Source organism: Ornithinibacillus liuyingii, from assembly GCF_055550225.1.
Genome location: NZ_JBPWOS010000011.1, coordinates 83,968 through 102,352 on the forward strand (window position 1 = coordinate 83,968; position 18,385 = coordinate 102,352).

At 36.8% G+C, this 18,385-nt stretch carries 14 protein-coding genes; 6 read left to right on the forward strand and 8 right to left on the reverse strand.

Features of this window, described 5'->3' with window-relative positions; all coding sequences use genetic code 11:
* Nucleotides 1–56 precede the first annotated feature (56 nt).
* The 3 genes from addA to ACSKT4_RS15330 all read right to left on the reverse strand — a co-directional run bounded on the left by addA (nt 57) and on the right by ACSKT4_RS15330 (nt 8,025).
* Entirely contained in the window at nt 57–3,797 is a 3,741-nt protein-coding gene (addA, locus tag ACSKT4_RS15320; RefSeq protein WP_186869357.1) for a helicase-exonuclease AddAB subunit AddA, read from the reverse strand.
* The gene (gene addB, locus ACSKT4_RS15325) at nt 3,790–7,290 is read right to left on the reverse strand and encodes a helicase-exonuclease AddAB subunit AddB (RefSeq protein ID WP_186869356.1); all 3,501 of its coding nucleotides are present in this window, start codon (nt 7,288–7,290) and stop codon (nt 3,790–3,792) included. Before addB ends, addA begins: the two co-directional genes overlap by 8 nt.
* A 78-nt stretch (nt 7,291–7,368) precedes the next feature.
* Nucleotides 7,369–8,025: a TVP38/TMEM64 family protein gene (locus tag ACSKT4_RS15330; RefSeq protein WP_186869355.1), complete on the reverse strand. Its 657-nt coding sequence runs from the start codon at nt 8,023–8,025 to the stop codon at nt 7,369–7,371.
* A 224-nt stretch (nt 8,026–8,249) separates the two neighbouring features.
* Here ACSKT4_RS15330 and ACSKT4_RS15335 point away from each other — a divergent pair, with 224 nt between their 5' ends.
* Nucleotides 8,250–8,639, forward strand: coding sequence for a YhjD family protein (locus ACSKT4_RS15335; protein ID WP_186869354.1), 390 nt, complete (start codon nt 8,250–8,252; stop codon nt 8,637–8,639).
* Here ACSKT4_RS15335 and ACSKT4_RS15340 read toward each other — a convergent pair.
* A complete protein-coding gene (locus tag ACSKT4_RS15340; protein WP_246521448.1) occupies nt 8,587–9,108 on the reverse strand; it encodes a competence protein ComK in 522 nt (173 codons plus the stop codon). The genes ACSKT4_RS15335 and ACSKT4_RS15340 overlap by 53 nt on opposite strands.
* 120 nt (nt 9,109–9,228) lie before the next feature.
* The gene (locus ACSKT4_RS15345; RefSeq protein WP_186869353.1) at nt 9,229–9,381 is read right to left on the reverse strand and encodes a hypothetical protein; all 153 of its coding nucleotides are present in this window, start codon (nt 9,379–9,381) and stop codon (nt 9,229–9,231) included.
* Between the two features lie 236 nt (nt 9,382–9,617).
* On the opposite strand from ACSKT4_RS15345, the gene ACSKT4_RS15350 reads away from it, so the two are divergent.
* The 3 genes from ACSKT4_RS15350 to pssA are packed head-to-tail and all read left to right on the forward strand — an operon-like array spanning nt 9,618 to nt 11,605.
* Nucleotides 9,618–10,232, forward strand: coding sequence for a DedA family protein (locus ACSKT4_RS15350; protein ID WP_186869352.1), 615 nt, complete (start codon nt 9,618–9,620; stop codon nt 10,230–10,232).
* Nucleotides 10,233–10,243: 11 nt separating this feature from the next.
* The gene (locus ACSKT4_RS15355; protein WP_465823651.1) at nt 10,244–11,026 is read left to right on the forward strand and encodes a phosphatidylserine decarboxylase; all 783 of its coding nucleotides are present in this window, start codon (nt 10,244–10,246) and stop codon (nt 11,024–11,026) included.
* Nucleotides 11,027–11,068: 42 nt separating this feature from the next.
* On the forward strand, nt 11,069–11,605 hold the full coding sequence (gene pssA, locus ACSKT4_RS15360; protein ID WP_186869413.1) for a CDP-diacylglycerol--serine O-phosphatidyltransferase: 537 nt from the start codon (nt 11,069–11,071) through the stop codon (nt 11,603–11,605).
* Nucleotides 11,606–11,748: 143 nt separating this feature from the next.
* Here pssA and ACSKT4_RS15365 read toward each other — a convergent pair whose 3' ends face one another.
* The 3 genes from ACSKT4_RS15365 to ACSKT4_RS15375 form a co-directional block, all read right to left on the reverse strand.
* Nucleotides 11,749–13,950: a YhgE/Pip domain-containing protein gene (locus tag ACSKT4_RS15365; protein WP_465823652.1), complete on the reverse strand. Its 2,202-nt coding sequence runs from the start codon at nt 13,948–13,950 to the stop codon at nt 11,749–11,751.
* 110 nt (nt 13,951–14,060) lie between these two features.
* Nucleotides 14,061–15,056, reverse strand: a complete 996-nt coding sequence (locus ACSKT4_RS15370; protein ID WP_186869349.1) for a lipoate--protein ligase — start codon at nt 15,054–15,056, stop codon at nt 14,061–14,063.
* Between the two features lie 79 nt (nt 15,057–15,135).
* Nucleotides 15,136–15,867, reverse strand: a complete 732-nt coding sequence (locus tag ACSKT4_RS15375; protein WP_186869348.1) for an MBL fold metallo-hydrolase — start codon at nt 15,865–15,867, stop codon at nt 15,136–15,138.
* Between the two features lie 101 nt (nt 15,868–15,968).
* Here ACSKT4_RS15375 and yhfH point away from each other — a divergent pair, with 101 nt between their 5' ends.
* Nucleotides 15,969–16,097, forward strand: a complete 129-nt coding sequence (gene yhfH / locus ACSKT4_RS15380; RefSeq protein WP_186869347.1) for a protein YhfH — start codon at nt 15,969–15,971, stop codon at nt 16,095–16,097.
* A 454-nt stretch (nt 16,098–16,551) separates the two neighbouring features.
* The gene (pepF, locus tag ACSKT4_RS15385; RefSeq protein WP_186869346.1) at nt 16,552–18,366 is read left to right on the forward strand and encodes an oligoendopeptidase F; all 1,815 of its coding nucleotides are present in this window, start codon (nt 16,552–16,554) and stop codon (nt 18,364–18,366) included.
* Nucleotides 18,367–18,385 lie beyond the last annotated feature (19 nt).

Below are 18,385 nucleotides of genomic sequence, written 5' to 3' on the forward strand. Positions count from 1 at the left end.
TTGTAAAAAAAGCTCGTGTCGCCAAGATGATGTTACTCCCTTAGCGACATGAGTCTTTATTTAGGTACTTTTACTAATAGTTGCTTAGAGAAGAAGTAGAGATAGGTTTCTTGTACTGGTGCTCTCCAAATCGTTTCTAACGCATGTCGATATAATGTGAGCTGAATTTTATAACGACTTATAAGTCTTGAAATCAGCTCCTCATTAACCTCTTCCGTTATATGGTCTGTCTTATAATCTAAAATAATCCAACCACCTTCTGTAGGAACAACCGCATCAAATACACCTTGAACAAGGACTTGCTCATTCGTATTACTCTCCCAGTTTGCATAAACTTCTTTGGCTGGAAGTGTAATCGTAAATGGAACCTCACGATAAATCTTATCTGCTTCCATCATGAGGTGAGCAATCTCCGTGTCAAAGAATCTCTCTACTGCATCAATATCAACAGAATCCGCTTCTTCTCTTCGTAAAATCTCTCGAATAACTAATCCTTCGACATATTCGTTTATTTCCGTTTTGCTCATTTTTTTATACATAGGAAGGTGTTGCATGACCGTATGCATAACCGTTCCCTTCTCTGCCGCTGAAAGTTTTTTTTCCTTTTGCATAAAAATTGGCTTTTTAGTGATTGGCGTTTTAAACGGTTTTACTAGCTGTGTTGCACTAAATTCATCTTTTATTTCTCGTTGCCGCTTAATTTCTGTAACACTTTGCTTCGCTCGTGAATAGGCTGCTTCCTCATAAGGGTATCGGTAAGAAAGGCGCTCCACTACGAAACGGTCTAAGTCTGGTTCAACGATATCTATTGATTGCCATGTTTTTATTTTTTCTTTAAGCTGTAAATCTTCCTCCAGTGATTCCTCATCTAAATTAGTTAATTCACTACCATGAATAATGGTAATGTCCCATGCAGAAGGATCTACTCGAATTTCTTCCAATATAACATCCTGGATTTCTTCTGTACGCAATGCCTCTGTTTGATGGTGGCGGGTTAATGCTGGTCCTACCCAGTCTAAGTAGGAGAGAGAACCAATCCGAAAATGCGCTGGTAATATCCATTCCGAATGCTCGATAACAGACTCCCATTTCTCCTGTTTCTTTTCCAATGAAGCAACATTTCCAACCATGACAAGCTTTTCTCTTGCTCGTGTTAAGGCCACATAAAGCACACGCATTTCTTCCGCTAACAGCTCTCTTCTTTTCTCTTCCTTAATAGCATGATAAAACAGCGTTGGGTACGTAATCCGCTTCACCGGGTCAATATATTTCGTTGCAAACCCTAAATCTTTATGGAGTAAATAATTCTGACGTAAATCCATCATATTAAATTGCTTATCCATTGCTCCCACAATCACGACTGGGAACTCCAGCCCTTTACTTTTATGAATGGTCATGATCCGAACGACATCTTCTTGCTCACTTAACGCTCTAGCAGCACCTAGGTCATCCCCTTTTTCTTCCATTCTTTCGATAAAACGAAGAAATCGGAATAGTCCGCGGAATGACGTAGTTTCATAGCCCCTTGCCCTGTCATACAATGCTCTTAAGTTAGCTTGGCGTTGTCGACCACCTGGCATTCCACCAACAAAATCGAAAAAGCCTGTTTCCCGATAAATTTGCCATATTAATTCTGACAAGGCTCCTTGCCTTGCTTCAAGTCGGAATCGCTCCAGCAGCTCCATGAAACGATTCAATTTAGACGAAATCACATCATTATGGTTCTTACGATAGTTTTCTACAGCTTCAAAATACGTATTACGTGGGTCGGCTAAACGAACTTTAGCAAGTTCATCCTCATTTAATCCCAGTATTGGTGATTTCAACACCGACGCAAGTGGAATATCCTGTCTTGGATTATCAATCACCTTTAACAGATTCAACATAATTTTCACTTCTATAGCCTCAAAGTATCCCGTTGATAGCTCCGCATAAACAGGAATTCCTTGCTTTTTCAATTCATCCACAATAGTTGGTGCCCAAGTCATGGAGCGGAGTAAAATCACGATATCCCGATATTGAACATCTCGTAGTGTTTCACTCGTCTTGTCTACCACTTGTAGTGGTGCTTTGTCTTCTGTTCCTATCCATTGTTTAATTTTCATTGCGTACGCTCTGGCCTCTAGTTGTGCATACTCAAGATCTAGATAGTTTTCATCCCCTACTTCTCCCTCATCTTCTGTCACCTTTTTGTCTTCAGGTTGTTGACGATCGATGATAATTAGTTCCGGATTAGGCTCACTTATCGGTAGAGAATCGTACATTTTATTGGCATAGATTAATTCCGCATCCTCATCATAATTGATTTCACCAAGCTGTTCATCAAGAATTTGTCTAAAAATATAATTCGCTCCAATTAAAACAAGCTCTCGACTTCTAAAATTACTAGCTAAATCAATTCTTGTAGCAGGGTCATCTGCATTAGCGAATCGTTTATATTTTTCAATGAAAAGGGATGGCTCCGCATGTCTAAATCGGTAGATACTTTGTTTTACATCTCCTACCATAAACATATTACCCGGACCAACTTGGTCACTGATTAACGTTAGAATGGTCTCTTGTACTAGGTTGGTATCCTGATATTCATCTACTAAAAGCTCACTGAATTGCTTCTGTAAGTTCACAGCTACATTTGATGGCTTGGGCTCTTCCATCGTAGAAGACTCATCCATTAGTAGTTGTAAGCATAAATGCTCTAAATCAGAAAAATCCACAACCGCCTTCTCGCGCTTCGCTACAGCAAATCGATTTATAAAATCCTTCACGATATCTGTCAAAGCTCGGATCACAGGTGCTAAGTCACGCATGTCGTCTACATGGGAGGTAAGATTTCTACTAAACCAACTAGCTTTCATCTTTTCCCATTGTTTTTTATAACTATTCCGTAACTTTTGAACACTATTTTTAAGATCTTCATTAAAATCCTTACTTCGATTCGCTTTTAACCCATCGAAGCGCTTCTCTTGCATATACGCATGCAATTCATCCCAGTTGTCTATCCGAGCTACAGCATGCTGAAGCATGTCAAGATCAGCAAGAATCGTTTCCTCGTAATGATAAGGCCCATCGCTTTTTCTCGTAAGCTTCAGGGCATGATTCATTTCCTGTTCCATTCCACTAAACTTATCACGAATTTCTCGCTTTATAATCTCAAGCCAAGGCAGATCATCCTCAGCCCAATCTTCCGGAACTTCATACACTGCCGCCAGATTATCTAACCAAGCTTCTGGCCAAGGATTTTGTATAGCAAAGTTATATAGTGCTAGTACTAATTTTTCTACATCGACATCATTACGATCCCCAGAAAACCGTTCGACTACCTGGAAGAACTTCTCTTGGTCTACACCTTCTCTACCATACCAATCCTCAAATAAGTCCTCCAGAACATCTTGTTGCATTAAATCAGCTTCCATATCATTAGCAATTCGGAAACTAGGATCGATATCAATTAAATACGCATACTGCTTTACAATATCTAAGCAAAAAGAGTGTAGTGTTGAAATGGATGCACGTTGTAATAATGACAACTGCTTTTTCAAATGATTCGAAGATGGATCCTGTTCCAACGCATTCTCTAGTGCAAGTCCAACTCTATTTCGCATCTCTTGGGCAGCAGCATTCGTAAAAGTTACAACAAGAAGGGAATCAATATCAACTGGATTTTCCTTTTTCAATAACTTTTGAATGATCCGTTCAACAAGAACAGCTGTTTTTCCAGATCCAGCAGCTGCTGCAACTAATACATCATTCCCCTCTGTATAGATCGCTGCCTCTTGTTCCTTTGTCCATCTAACCATTGATCTCCCCCTCCTCACTTCTAAGTTTTTCTAATACCTCATCTTCTTTCATTTCAGATAATCCTCTAAAGTTATTCGTTTCTAATGAAGCATCAAATTGACAAACCGATAAGAAAGGACAATACGTACAAGCAACCTTTTGCTTACGTTGATATGGGTTTAAGTGGACAGCCCCTCCGGTAATATCAATTCCAGCTTTATACATTAATCGATGAATATGTTCCTGCAGAGTAGAAAAAGTTTCCTGACCTGCTACTTTAGAATTTGCCGTAAAGCTTCCATCTTTCTTTAGTTTAGCTGGAATAATATCACTACCAGATTCCATGGAGGTATCCATCATTTGCACTACACGGTCATTATTAATGAGTAGTCCCTTCATTTTGTATCGTTTAAAAATCTCCTCTTCCAAATCCTCATCAGACATCCTTGTATTACCAGATATCATAGGATTGTGAACATGGAAATACAATACCCCAGCAGGTGTCGCTTTTTTCCCTAGCCATTGTTCCGACTGAGATAATACAACATCTAAATAGGTCAGCATCTGCAGAGCAATTCCATAATATACATCGACCATATCAAGCCCACGACTGCTTGATTTATAATCTATAATTCTCAAATATAAATCTTCTTGATCTATCGCCTTATCTACTCGGTCAATACGTCCTCGCAATTTAATTTCATATCCATTTGGTAATCGTAAGGATACTGGATTAAGCTTGTCCCCTTTTGATCCAAAACCTAGTTCTAACCCTACAGGTGAAAACTTACTTAATCTTGCTTGCTCACTAAGCACGTATGCTGCTCGAGCAATCGTCTGTTGAAGTTTACGTTGGATATATTGATATCGATTCGTACTGTGTAAAATTTGATGCTGTAATATTGGTGCTAGACTGTTTACTGCTCGTTCTGCATAAGCATTAGCTTCCTTTTTAGTTAGATGAGCAAAGTCTCTGCCTTCTTCTGTAATCCACTCCGTAATAATCTTCAGCGCTTCATGGAATAGGTTCCCTATATCTGGCGCATCCAATTTATAGGTTTTCCGTTCATTCAAGCCGAGGCTATATTGAGCAAAATGCTTATAAGAGCAATTAAAATACGTTTCTAACCTGGATACACTTGCTGTTAATTGCTTCGGATAGAGCTGTTTTACTGTCTCTTCTTCCATATCTGTTGGCGTATTTTCATAGTATAAGCTTTGTAAAACTCTATAAGTAGTATCGTATTTTTTATGATTCGTCATATACCAATTTAAGACATGCCACCATACTGGTTGAATTGGGTAACCTTTTCTACTTCTTGCCAGCTGAGCCGTAAGTGCGGACCTTGTTTTAACAGGGGTTGTAATAAAACGATCTGCTTCCAACAATTCATCAGGATCTTGTAGTAGAATATGCTCCTTACACGCTGGGAACATACTCTCTATTCGCTTAATCAGCTGGGATGGCATCTTTGTTTTACCTTGTTCGTCACTTAATGGATAGCTTATCCACAAATAATCTGAAGCAGCTGTAAATGCTAGATACATATAAAACCAATCATCTAAAAGCTGCCTTTTACTTGTATCCGCTAATTTCATACCATTAATGGCTAATAATTCTCGCTCACTTTCACTTATCATGCCATCAGCTGGTGGTTTGAGTGGCCAAACGCCATCATTAACTCCTACTAGGAATGAACACTTTATACCACTGATACGAGAGCGGTCAATGGTCCCTACTATTACATGATCTATGCTTGGTGGTACATGGGAAAATTTCAACGTTTCAAATCCTGCATCCAAAGTTGTCCGAAATACCGGTAAAGTCATCTCCTCATCTCCGGCCATTTCTACCATTTCATCAAACAAATGAATCAAGGCGTCCCACACCTGTTCTTGTTCACGACCTTTGGATAGCTGACCATTTTCATCATAAATATGACGCATTTCCTCTAACGCTTGAGTTGCACCGATTTTTTCTAGTAGTGTAAAGGTAATAAAACAAAGCTCCCGAATCGTAGTTGCACTACGAATTTGCTCATCAAATGCTCCTAGGGCCCGAACAACTTGATTTCGATAATGATTAATTCGTGTTTGCATTTCTATTTCTGCATCTGTTTGAGCGACACGATTAAATCCACGGAATCGTTGGAAAATCCAATCCTTTTCACTTAACCACTGCTTTCTCGACCGGATACCATATTCAATAACATAATTCTCTAATTCATCAATCGCATCATTGGTTAATGGATATTCCTCATCTGATGCTGGTATAAATCCCGTTTTCAGCATGCGAAACACAGCATCATAACGCCAATTAGCATCGACCACTTCTAGTGCAGAACGAATAAACTCAATTAAAGCATGATTTAGCATGCTTCGCTTTTCATCAATAAATACTGGAATATTATAGTCTTCAAAAATCGTTCCAATAATATCCTGGTATGTTTCAGTTTGGCGGATCAACACCGCTATATCACGATATCGATAATTTTTCTCACGTACTAATCGCAATATTTCCTGTGCTACCCCTTCTATTTCAGCACGTGGATGCACCGCTTCAGCAATTTGAATCGGTGCCTTCCCATCATACTTTGGTGCAGGTCGAACATCAAAGTTTGCCTCCAAGTGTGCGAAATAAGGCTTGTCATAAAAAATACCATCTATCGGATTTAGAATTATACTATTTTCAACCTTAATTTGATTCGTTTCCGCCATCTGTTTTAAAACTTGATAAGTTTCTTTCGTTTGATAAAACAAATCCATATCAGATAAATTAGGATTCTCTGCATCATCAACAGTCAATGTAACGGTTATCCGTTCGCATTTCGTTAAAAGTGCCTCTACGACGACTAGTTCTTTCGGGGTAAAACGGTGAAACCCTTCAAAATAAATCTCCGCTCCTTCTAAACTCTTTGCTTCTTGGATTTTTTCCGCCAGTAATGTTAATTGATCCTCACTATCAATATAGTCATTGGCTAAAGCCTGTCCTAATTCTTTATAAATATAATGCAAATCATCTAGCTTATTTACCAATGCTCTTTCCCCTGGTTCTTTATGAGCATACTGATTTATTTGATATTTATGTGCTAATAATGTATCTGGTGTAATTTCGTAACGTTTAAATTCAGTAATCATTTTTTCCAATTGGGTTAAAAATCCTTGTTTCTCAACCGCTTTTTGGAATACGTTCCATTCCCCTTCTTTTTCTTCTATAATTTTACGGAGCATCATCTGTATTCCAACAGAACTAATAAATTGTCTTGTTGCTCCCCCTGTTTCCTGCAGGATTAGCCACGCTAATCGAGAAAAGCTTGTAACCTGTGTACGTGCACTACCTTGAAACGATTCATCTCGGAATAATGCATATTCCTGCTCAAAGGTCATTTGATCCGGAACAATATAAAATATTGGCGGACCTTGTGGATTAGCGGTCGATTTTTCTTTTATTTCCTCAAATGCTATCTCACTTTTGTTTGTGCCTGATCTCCCTAATATAAAGCGTAGTCCCACAAATAATACCCCCTTTAACATCTAATGAAAAAAACTCCTGTTTATATTATTCCATACAGAAGTTTTGTTTTTTTATTGCTATTTAACTTCTTCCGAATCTGGTACCTCTTTTTGCTTCGATTTTTGATGTAGCTTCTTCTCAATAAGCTTCCCAACAATCCAGAATAAAACAATACAAGCACCTACAATGATGGTTTTTATTGGGTTTTGGGCAAATGACACGATACTTGAACCAATATAGGAAATAGAGAATATCATGACAGATTTACCAAGTAATACCGCTAATATAAATTGGTACACATTAATATTAGATAACCCTGCAACAACATTGATTACGGACGATGGTGAAAATGGGAAGCACATTAGTAGGAACAATGGTCCAAATCCGTGTCTCTCTAACCAGCTTGTTACCTTTTGGACTTGTTTATTTTTACGTACTGAGACAAAGATTTTCTTATCACCGAGTTTCCGTATGATTAAAAATAACATAATCGAACCTAAACTAGATCCTGCCCAGGATAAAAGAAATCCTTCCAGTAATCCATAGGCAGCAGCGTTTGCCATTACAAAAACTACTAGAGGTAAGAAAGGAAGAAATGCTTCGATAAATGGAAGCAATATTCCCGGTAATGGGCCCAAGCTTTCATAACTTCGAAGCAGTTCCATTATATATTGATCTAATTCGTCATTTTGTAAAGCGATTTTCCAGTCTGTTATGATACTGTATAAATTCATCTAGTAAGACTCCCTATCCAAAGCCTAAATGTACAACTTTATTGTAATGTAAATTTCATTTTATGAAAAGCTTAACGAAAGATATATTCTTTCTAACTAACGCCATTATAAGTATAGCCTCACCCTTCCCGATATTTACCAATTAATTTTTTAACCTTTATAGTGTATTTTTTAAATACATTGGCGTATAATAAGAACAAATGTTCTTGTTTGGAGGGGGATTTATGCGCTATCTAACAGATGAAGAATTAAAAATCGCTTCACGCTTTCTTTTTCTTTCGATGGCAATTGTCGTAATTCAGCAGGATATTCAGCACATCCAAAAGGGGGCCTTCAAAATAAAAGAACCATATATACAGCTCTTAGAAAAGATGAATGCAAATGCACTTGACGAACGTAGACAATTACGGAGAAAAATGGAAGCGAAAAAGCTCCAAGTAATGCTAATTAATAAAAATGACTCTTTTTCTTCCTACCTCTTTTTATGTAGAGGAAAAGAGGAAAAACGAAATTACTTTAACCCGGCTATACGAAAAAAAGTTGAGGAAATTGTACAGGACATTATGTTGAAGGCTTTGGCCGAGGGCCAGTCTTATGCAGCTGCAAATGCTTGATTCGGTTGTCTAATTGATACCGAAATTGTGCCGTACGATGAATTTGATTCATGACGGAGCCATAAGACGCATCAAGACTCAGTTTTTTTCCATTTTTAAACACGATATCAGTTTTATCCCTTGTACGTGTTACATGATCAATATGCGAATGGGCAATCCACGAGCATTTTGCATTGGTGGGTGATGTCGTAGGAAAGAAGTACATGCCGCTAGAAGGATCGATTGAAATTGGCGCTTTATGTGTTATACCACAAATATCTCTAGTTCCATCCTGTCTGCCTTTGAGACTTGAGCCAAAGAATCTGCAAGCATAATCGATAAGCTTACTTGGAGATTGTTCCACCGTATATTCCGTTTCTTCCTCAAGAACATAGGTACGAACATTTCCAGCTTCATCCTGTTTAGCAACAACTGCTAAGGTTAATGGAGTAATTTCATGTAATGGGGAATACAATTCTTCCATATTCATTATTTAATCATCCTTTCATATTTAGATGAAAGGGTGAGGCTACATTTAATTTAACAGATTTTTTTATAAATTGAAACATACCAGCGACAAGTTTCAACAAAATAAAATATTAGCCACTTTTTATTCCTCATTTAGAAGATTTTCAGAAATATTTCCATCTGAGAATATTTTTTCTTGATTTGTTTCCACGTGGTTTTCCTCTACCGATAACAAGAAATTAGGATTTAGTAATGTAAAAGTCTCCAGCTCTGGACTTTTCTTTCTTTTTTTCACTGTTATGCCCTCCTTTTCTACTAGTATGGATATCTTCTATACGCCTCACACTAAGTACAATTCCATTTTAAACCGTTCCTAAAAGTTACATTCTAAATTGCGTACAAGACATTCCTGCCGTACAAAATTTTATAAATTCATCGACTCATCTTATATAAACTTGACCAATATAGTATAATTAATACATAAACCTTAAATTTTGATGCTTTAGAGAGAGAAAAGAAAGCGGGATACTTATGGAAAATTGGCTTGATTTCATTAATCAATATGGCTACATAGCCATATTCATTCTATTAACCTTAGGAATTATTGGGCTACCTGTACCAGATGAGGTGTTGCTAACCTATCTTGGATACGTTATCTCATTAGGGAATATGGACTATGTACTAACATATATAGCAGCGCTCTCCGGGGCAGTATGCGGTATTACCATCAGTTATTTCCTTGGTATTAAATTGGGAGAACCCTTCCTAAGAAAATTTGGCTCGAAATTCTTTATCAATGAAAAGATGATTAATCGAACGAATAGATTATTTAATCGGTTTGGATCGTTTGTCCTAGTAATCTGCTATTTCGTTCCGGGAGTAAGACATGTAGCAGCATATATCGGTGGAATCTCCAACTTTCCATTTAGACGTTTCGCTCTGTTTGCTTATAGTGGAGCCGTTATTTGGGTAACTACGTTTATCGTGTTAGGTAACCAATTAGGGAGTAATTGGAATGTTGTATTTGTTTTCATTCATAAACACATGTGGAACATACTTCCAATTGCTATTATTCTAATTCTTCTAGGCATTGGTATTTTTTATTATAATCGCAGAAAAAATTCATATATGGTTAATAAAAGGTAAAGGAATCTATTATGTTAAAAAAAACGCTCTTAAAATCGCTTGTAGAACTAACAGGTAATCCTATAAGTTCTACCATACTAAAATCATTTACAAAATCGCCATTAAGCAGACCATTAATCGGTCCATTTTCTAAAATTTATGGAATAGACACGCAAGAAATGAAATACCCTATTTCACATTATAAAAACTTGCATTCATTTTTTACTCGTAGTTTAAAGGAGAATGTACGACCAATAGACCCATCCCCAAATACATTAATCTCACCTGTAGATGCGGTAATAAGTGATTTCGGTAGAGTAAGCTCGGATTATACTTTTTCTATCAAGAATCGACCATACAGTGCAAATGATATTTTTGGAGATGTAAAAAAGGCTGATAGATATAAAGATGGCTATTTTTACGTACTTTATCTATCACCTAGTCACTACCATCGTATTCATTACCCAGTGGATGGAACATTAGTTTCGCGGTATGCCTTGGGGGAAAAATCATTCCCAGTCAATAACTTAGGAATGAGATATGGAAATAATCCACTCTCTACTAACTACAGAATAATATCCGAACTTTCAACTAGATTTGGTAGAGTAGCCGTAGTAAAAGTTGGTGCATTAAATATTAATAGTATTCAACTCTATCATTCTTCTGAAACCTGTTTAAAAGGAGAAGAATTAGGTTATTTTTCCTTCGGTTCCACCGTTGTTTTATTTATAGAGAAAAACGACTCCTTTCAATCTAAGATTCACACGGATTCTGAAGTAAAAGTAGGAGAATCGATTGGTGAATGGAATCGCTGACTTAGGAAGTTGACAGGAAAAAAAATCATCATGGAGGTTAATATGTTTCTTATCAAAAGAATTGAAAATTTAAAATTACGATCCCAAACGGCAAATTGCCTTACGTTACTTAATATTAGTTATGGAATAATAGCTACGATACTGGTGTTTAGAGGATTTACTCATTTGAGTCAGTTTTTCATTATATTAGCAGCGTTCTTTGACCGTTTTGACGGTATTGTTGCTAGGAAACTTAATATTGAATCGGAATTCGGGAAACAATTAGATTCCCTTAGTGATCTTGTGTCCTTTGGCATTGCGCCTGCTGTCCTAATATACTACATGGTCTTTCAGGAGAGATTGCCAGAATTAGGCATGCTAATTGTAACCCTTTATATTCTAACTGGCGCAATTCGCCTTGCACGCTTTAATGTAAAAGAATTTGACGGGGCATTTTACGGTGTTCCTACTACGGTTGCTGGAATCATAATGGTGTTAGGTTCCTTTTTTGCAGGCGTTTTACCAACCAATTTCTTTGTATTATTAACCCTGATCTTAAGCATATTAATGGTTAGTAATGTACGTATTCCAAAGATGTAAGAACAGATGTTTATTAAAATGGTTTTTACGATAGAAACTATAAACCCGGACTCATTCAAATTCTATCCCTAGAATTTGAATGAGTCCGGGTTTTTTACTTAATTTATATAGTTATTACTCAAGGTCTAGCTAATCTACTCCTCCTAATGAAACAATCCGGATTTCTTAGATTTTTCCTTTAGTTTATTTGTATGTTTATTAATCGTTTCTTTAAGAAAACCGCCTAAAACAATAGCGATACATCCAAATAATAACAGGAATAAGATATCATGGAAGGCACGTCTCCAAACAATTCCTCCCACCGCTTCACGCATTAAATCAATAGCATACGTAAATGGTAAAAACGGGTTAATCGCTTGGAAAAATTCAGGTAAAAGTACTACTGGGTATGTTCCACCTGATCCTGCAATTTGTAAAACAAGTAATACAATAGCCATAGCCTTTCCAACATCTCCAAATACAGAGACTAGCGTATAAACAATCGTGATAAATACTGCACTACACAACAGCCCAAACAGAATAAACCAAATTGGCTCACTTACTGTTACTTTGAGTAATAAATTATCTCCCAACGTCACAATAATCGTCTGTAAAAATCCAATACTCATAAATGTGAGCAATCTACCGAAATAAATTTGTCTTCCAGTAAACGCTTCTCTATGGTGATGAATATCTGTCGACAACAGTGAAATTAGTAACAAGCCACCTACCCAAATGGATAATACGGTATAAAATGGTGTCATACCCGTTCCGTAATTTGGAATCGGAAATAATTTATTCTCATTTAATACGACAGGCTCTGCAAAGAATCCTCGTTCTGCTTCTGGGTCATTTTGCAGTAGTTGTATTAAATCATCCATATCGGTATCAGCTTGAAGGTCACGAATTCGTTCAGCGATTTCCTTCACTTTATCATTAACATAAGGAAACTCATTACTTACATAATGTAACATATCCTGACCTTCCGACAAATTAGCATCTGTTCTAGACAACATTTGTTCCACTTCAGGGATGGTTGTTTGAATCTCTACCAGTATCTCTCTAGCCTCTGTAAGTGTCTGCTTAGCTCGGGATACTTCTTCCTGTACGGTAGGCTCGATTGTTTCTTTATAATAGCTCACGAATTCATCAATCTGCTCATTAACAGTTTCCGTACGATCCTTGAGCGTATCGACAATACTATCAATTTCTTCCTGCTTACTAATTAGGAATGATTGATATTCCTTCATTTGCTCCTGAAGTTGAACTAAATTTTGTTCCATATTTTCTAGTTCATCTAATGCTTGCTCCATTATTTCTTGGTTACTTCCACCATCTGGTTGCTCATCTTCTTGTTGGTCACCATTATCATCACCCTGCTGTTGAAGCTCGCGTAGAGATTCTTCAACTGCTTGCACCGATTGAATCATATCATCAATTTGTCCAATTGCCCTATCACTATCTAACGGATTTCCTTCGTTTAGATCAAGATTAGTCGAATCGAAAGTACGAACAAACTCATTCGTATCTGTAATCATTTGCTGGATATGTTCTAATTCCTCATCTATTTTTGGTGCTATCTCATTTAATCGATCTTCTGCTTCTTGAAGAAATTCCGTTGTTTGATCAATTGTTTCCAATCCACTAGTTGTTGTCTCTTCTACTTTCGGTATAAGACCTTGGGCTTTATCTATTAATTGTTTAGCGACGTCCGAATCATCTATTGTTTCAGAAAGCATTCTATGAATTTCAGGTAGGTTATCTTCTAGAGTAAAAATGTAATCCTCAAATCGTTCAATATCCGGTAAATTTTCTTCCAGTTCAATTCCAAGATCATTAAACTTTTCAAAAATAATCCCATTAACTGTAGAAATAAAATTACTACTAATTTCTTGTACGATTACACTGGCACCTTTTTCGGTTATTTTTGGTGCAATGGCATTAATTTTTTCATTAACGTAGTATTCGACATTAGCCTTTTTCGGTTCAGGCTCAATCACGGTACCAAGGCTTTCAGAAAAGTCCTCTGGGATTACAATTACTGCAAAATAATCCCCATACTCTAACTTCTCCATAGCCTTATCTTTATCAACAAAATGCCAATCTAGGGACTTGTTTTCTTTTAAAGATTCTACTAAGTCATCCCCAATATGGATTGTTTCATCTCGTACAGTAGCACCTTCATCCAAATTCACTACACCAACAGGAATTTGATCAGTATGACCATATGGGTCAAAGGAAGCACTAATATTAAACCATGCATATAGAGAAGGTAATAATATTAAACCACCAATCAAAATCGCTGCTACCCAATTTGTTCCTATATTTTTTATATCATTCCAAAAAATGTTCCAAGTAGACTTCATATGTTCATCGTCCTATTCTAAAGAAGTAATATAAGAATTATAGCAACTTCATAAGAGAAATACTAAGAATTACGCAAAAAACCAGCCCACGAGGTGAGCCGGTCTCTGAATTAATACAGTAAATTAATTAGATCTTCCTTTGTAATTCTACCAAGATAGTGCTCAACATCAACATTTTCAAGCGCTTCTTCTATCGCTTGCTTTTCATGACGAACACCTATTAATTTATTCTCAAGATCTTTTATTTCACCTAAACCAAAGAAATCTCCATAAATCTTACAATTTTCAATAATTCCTTTTTTCACATCAAAACGTACATCTAGCAGACCTGAAGGGAATTTATGAGATGCTTGTACATTGAATGCTGGCGATTTCCCATAGTTCCATTCCCATTTCTGATATCGCTCTTCGGAGATCTTATGGATATTCTCCCAATCCTCCTCTGTTAATTCATAACGAGGAACATCGTTTACATCTTCCACTTGAAAAACATGTTTTAAAATACGCTCTTTAAATTCTTCCATTGTGATTTTCTCATCAAGGAATTCAGAGATGTTTGCAACACGACTACGAATGGACTTAATTCCTTTTGATTCAATTTTTTCTTTTTTAACTTTAAGTGCCTTTACTACATTTTCTATTTCAGAATCAAGCATCAATGTACCGTGGCTAAACATACGACCTCTGGTAGAGAACATCGCATTACCAGAGATTTTACGCCCGTCTACAACTACATCGTTTCTTCCTTGTAGTTCAGCTGGAACACCAAGTTCATTCAACACTTCAATAACCGGTTTTAAAAACTTCGCAAAGTTATGGAAGCTTTCCCCATCATCCTTGGTGATAAAACTGAAGTTCAAGTTCTGTTCGTCATGGTAAACCGCTCCTCCACCGGAAAGGCGACGTACTACTTTAATATTATTTTCTTCCACATAATCGGTGTTAATCTCTTCAATCGTGTTCTGATTTCTCCCGATAATAATAGAAGGCTTGTTAATGTAAAATAATAAATATGTATCCTTCTCCCCAAAGTTTTGCAATATATATTCTTCAATAGCTAAGTTAATCATTGGATCGGTTATACCGTGATTGTCGATAAATTTCATCGTAAACCCCTCCTAAATAGTTAGTTCATTTCCAAATATTAGTTTATCGAAAAAAGATTTTCTAGGCAATGAAAAGCGATTACTTCCCCCATGTAAGTCCTTCTTCCGCAAGTTGAATACTTCCAGCAAAGACCTTACTAGCCTGTTCCACTAATTCTTGTCTGTTTCCATATTGAGGCAGATGACTCAATATCAATTCTTTTACATTAGCTTCCCTCGCGATAGTTGCCCCCTCTATACTTGTCATATGACCAGCCTGTGATCCGTCCTGATCCTCATAAAAATTACAATCCGTAATAAGTACATCTGCATCCCTACTAAATGAAATCCATTCTTCCTGGAAGCTAGTATCCGCAGTATAGACTAGAACCTTTTCTCCGTCGGTAATTCTCATGCCATAACATGGTACAGGATGCTTTGTCTTTAAGAAATCAATCTGGAATGGACCTACTGTTAATGTTTCACTTGGATTATATGCAATGGCTTCCGTATATTCATGGGTAAGTTTATTAAAGCCTTCTCTATCTTCTGTATGTGCATATATTGGCAAAATATCCTTGTTCCCTACTACATAAGACTGTACTAACCAAGCATATTGTAACACCCCTATATCAGCTACATGATCGTGGTGATAATGAGAAAGTATAACCGCATCAATATCTAACACGTGTTTAAATTGTTGTAATCTAGATAACGCTCCACTTCCTACATCAATTAATAAAGAAAAGCCATCTTTTTCTAATAAATAAGAAGAAGTTGCACTTACAGGAGCAGGGAACCCACCCCAATAACCAATTACCGTTAACTTCATGTTTGATCACCTCATAATCTTATTTTGTTGTAACACAGAATTGACCTTGTGAATACTGTTATAATACAATATATTTAATAAAGGAAAAGGAGGAAACCTCATTGATCAGTGTGCTTGAGTTTTTCCGAAACCTACCAAAGAAAAAGTGTCAGAAATGCGGTCTAGAAATAACCGAACAGGCAGATTGTTATATCTCCATTTGTGAAGATTGCGATCACCCAGCACGATAAATTATCTACTTTCCTCCCAATTGTAATCTTAAAAAAGATAGGATACAACTTTTGCACAGCTATTAACAGATAGCTGTATTTTTTTTACTTATTTAGACAGATCGTAATGACTGTATACCAGTTGAATTTTTCTCCATCATCGGGAGGAGAATATGATTTCTCATTGATTACCTCTTTATTCGTTTAATTAACTTAAATTCTTGTCTCACGTAATTAATTGAACACTTCTAATCATTAGTTTGAACTAGATGCTTCCGTCTCTTTTTCTATTTAACTATCCAGAATTTTCACCTTTGGAGCATGCCTTATCGCCTTAAGTTTTCTCATCTACTAAATTAGGAGCATAAATTCCTAATAAATTTTTAAAAAATTACAACTAAATCATATCCTTCTAGTAATTTTTGTATTATAATATTTAGACTACCGAAATATTTTTAAGGAAGGGGATTGTATTATGACAACAACACAAACTAAAAGACTACTACGCTCTGAAGTACCTGAAGAGCAAAAATGGAACCTGACTGACTTATTCCCAACATTTGAGGATTGGGAAAAAGAACTACAAGCTGTACAAGCTGATATCACGGAAGTTACCAAGTATAAGGGTAAGCTAGGAAATGATGCAAAAACATTATTAAACTGCCTTACAACACTAGAAAAATACCGTGAGCGTTTTGTTCGCGTATTTACATATGCTAGCCTGAAGTCCAGTGCTGATGGGAGTGATCCAGATAACCAACGTGATTCTGCAAGAGTTTCTTCTGCTGGTGCCTCTATCGGAGCAAAATTATCCTTCGTACAATCTGAACTTCTAGCTTTACCAGAAGGACAAATCGAACAATTTATGAACGAAGAAGATGCACTTCAACTTTATAAGAAGATGCTAGATGATATTTTAGAAGACAAACCACATACATTAGCACCTGAAATTGAAGAAACATTAGCTGCACTAGGTGAAGTACATGATGCTCCTTATATGATCTACTCTCGTAGTAAAGCAAGTGACATGGTATTTGACTCTATCCAAGACGAAGATGGTAATGAATTACCAATGTCTGCAGCATTATATGAAGACCGCTATGAGTTAGAAGCAAGCACTAAGCTGCGTCGTGATGCATATGACTCTTTTACTAAAACATTAAACCAATATAAAAATACCTTTGCAGCAACCTATGCTACAGAAGTAACGAAACAAGTAACCATGTCTCGTCTACGCAATTATGAATCTGTAACAGACATGCTACTAGCACCGCAACAAGTAACAAAAGAAATGTATGATAATCAGCTAAATGTCATCCAAGAAGAGCTAGCGCCACATATGCGCCGCTATGCTAAATTGAAAAAGGAAAAACTAGGCCTTGATGAAATGAGATACAGTGATTTAAAAGCACCACTTGATCCAGAATTCAATCCAAAAACAACGTATGAAGAAGCAAAATCAGTTATTTTAGAGGCTTTAAAAGTAATGGGACCTGAATATACAGAAATAATGGAAAAAGGTCTTAACGACCGTTGGGTAGACTTAGCTGATAATGTTGGCAAGGCAACAGGGGCATTTTGTTCAAGTCCATATGGTGTTCATCCTTATATCCTTATTACTTGGACTGACACGATGCGAGGAGCATTCGTATTAGCACACGAACTAGGACATGCAGGACATTTCTACCTTGCAGGTAAAAATCAATCCTTATTTAATACTAGACCTTCTACTTACTTTGTAGAAGCACCATCTACGATTAATGAATTACTATTAGCTAATCATTTAATGAGCTCTACAGATGATAAACGTATGAAGCGATGGGTTATTACACAATTATTAGGGACGTACTACCATAACTTTGTAACACACTTATTAGAAGGAGAATATCAACGTCGTGTATATGCATTAGCAGAGGCAGGCACTCCACTAACTGCAAGTGTACTAACACAACAAAAACGTGAAGCACTTGAAAACTTCTGGAGTGATGCTGTTACATTGGATGAAGGGGCTGGACTTACTTGGATGCGTCAACCTCATTATTACATGGGGCTATATCCATATACGTATTCTGCGGGATTAACCGTATCTACTGCAGTAGCAAACCGAATTCAAGAAGAAGGGAAACCTGCTGTGGATAGTTGGTTAGAAGTGCTTAAAGCCGGAGGAACATTAAAACCGTTAGATTTAATCAAGAAAGCTGGTGTCGATATGTCTAAGCCAGATGCTATCCGTGAAGCGGTTGCCTTTGTTGGTTCCTTAGTAGATGAACTTGAAAAGAGTTATGAATAATAGCAAAAAAATAGCCTAC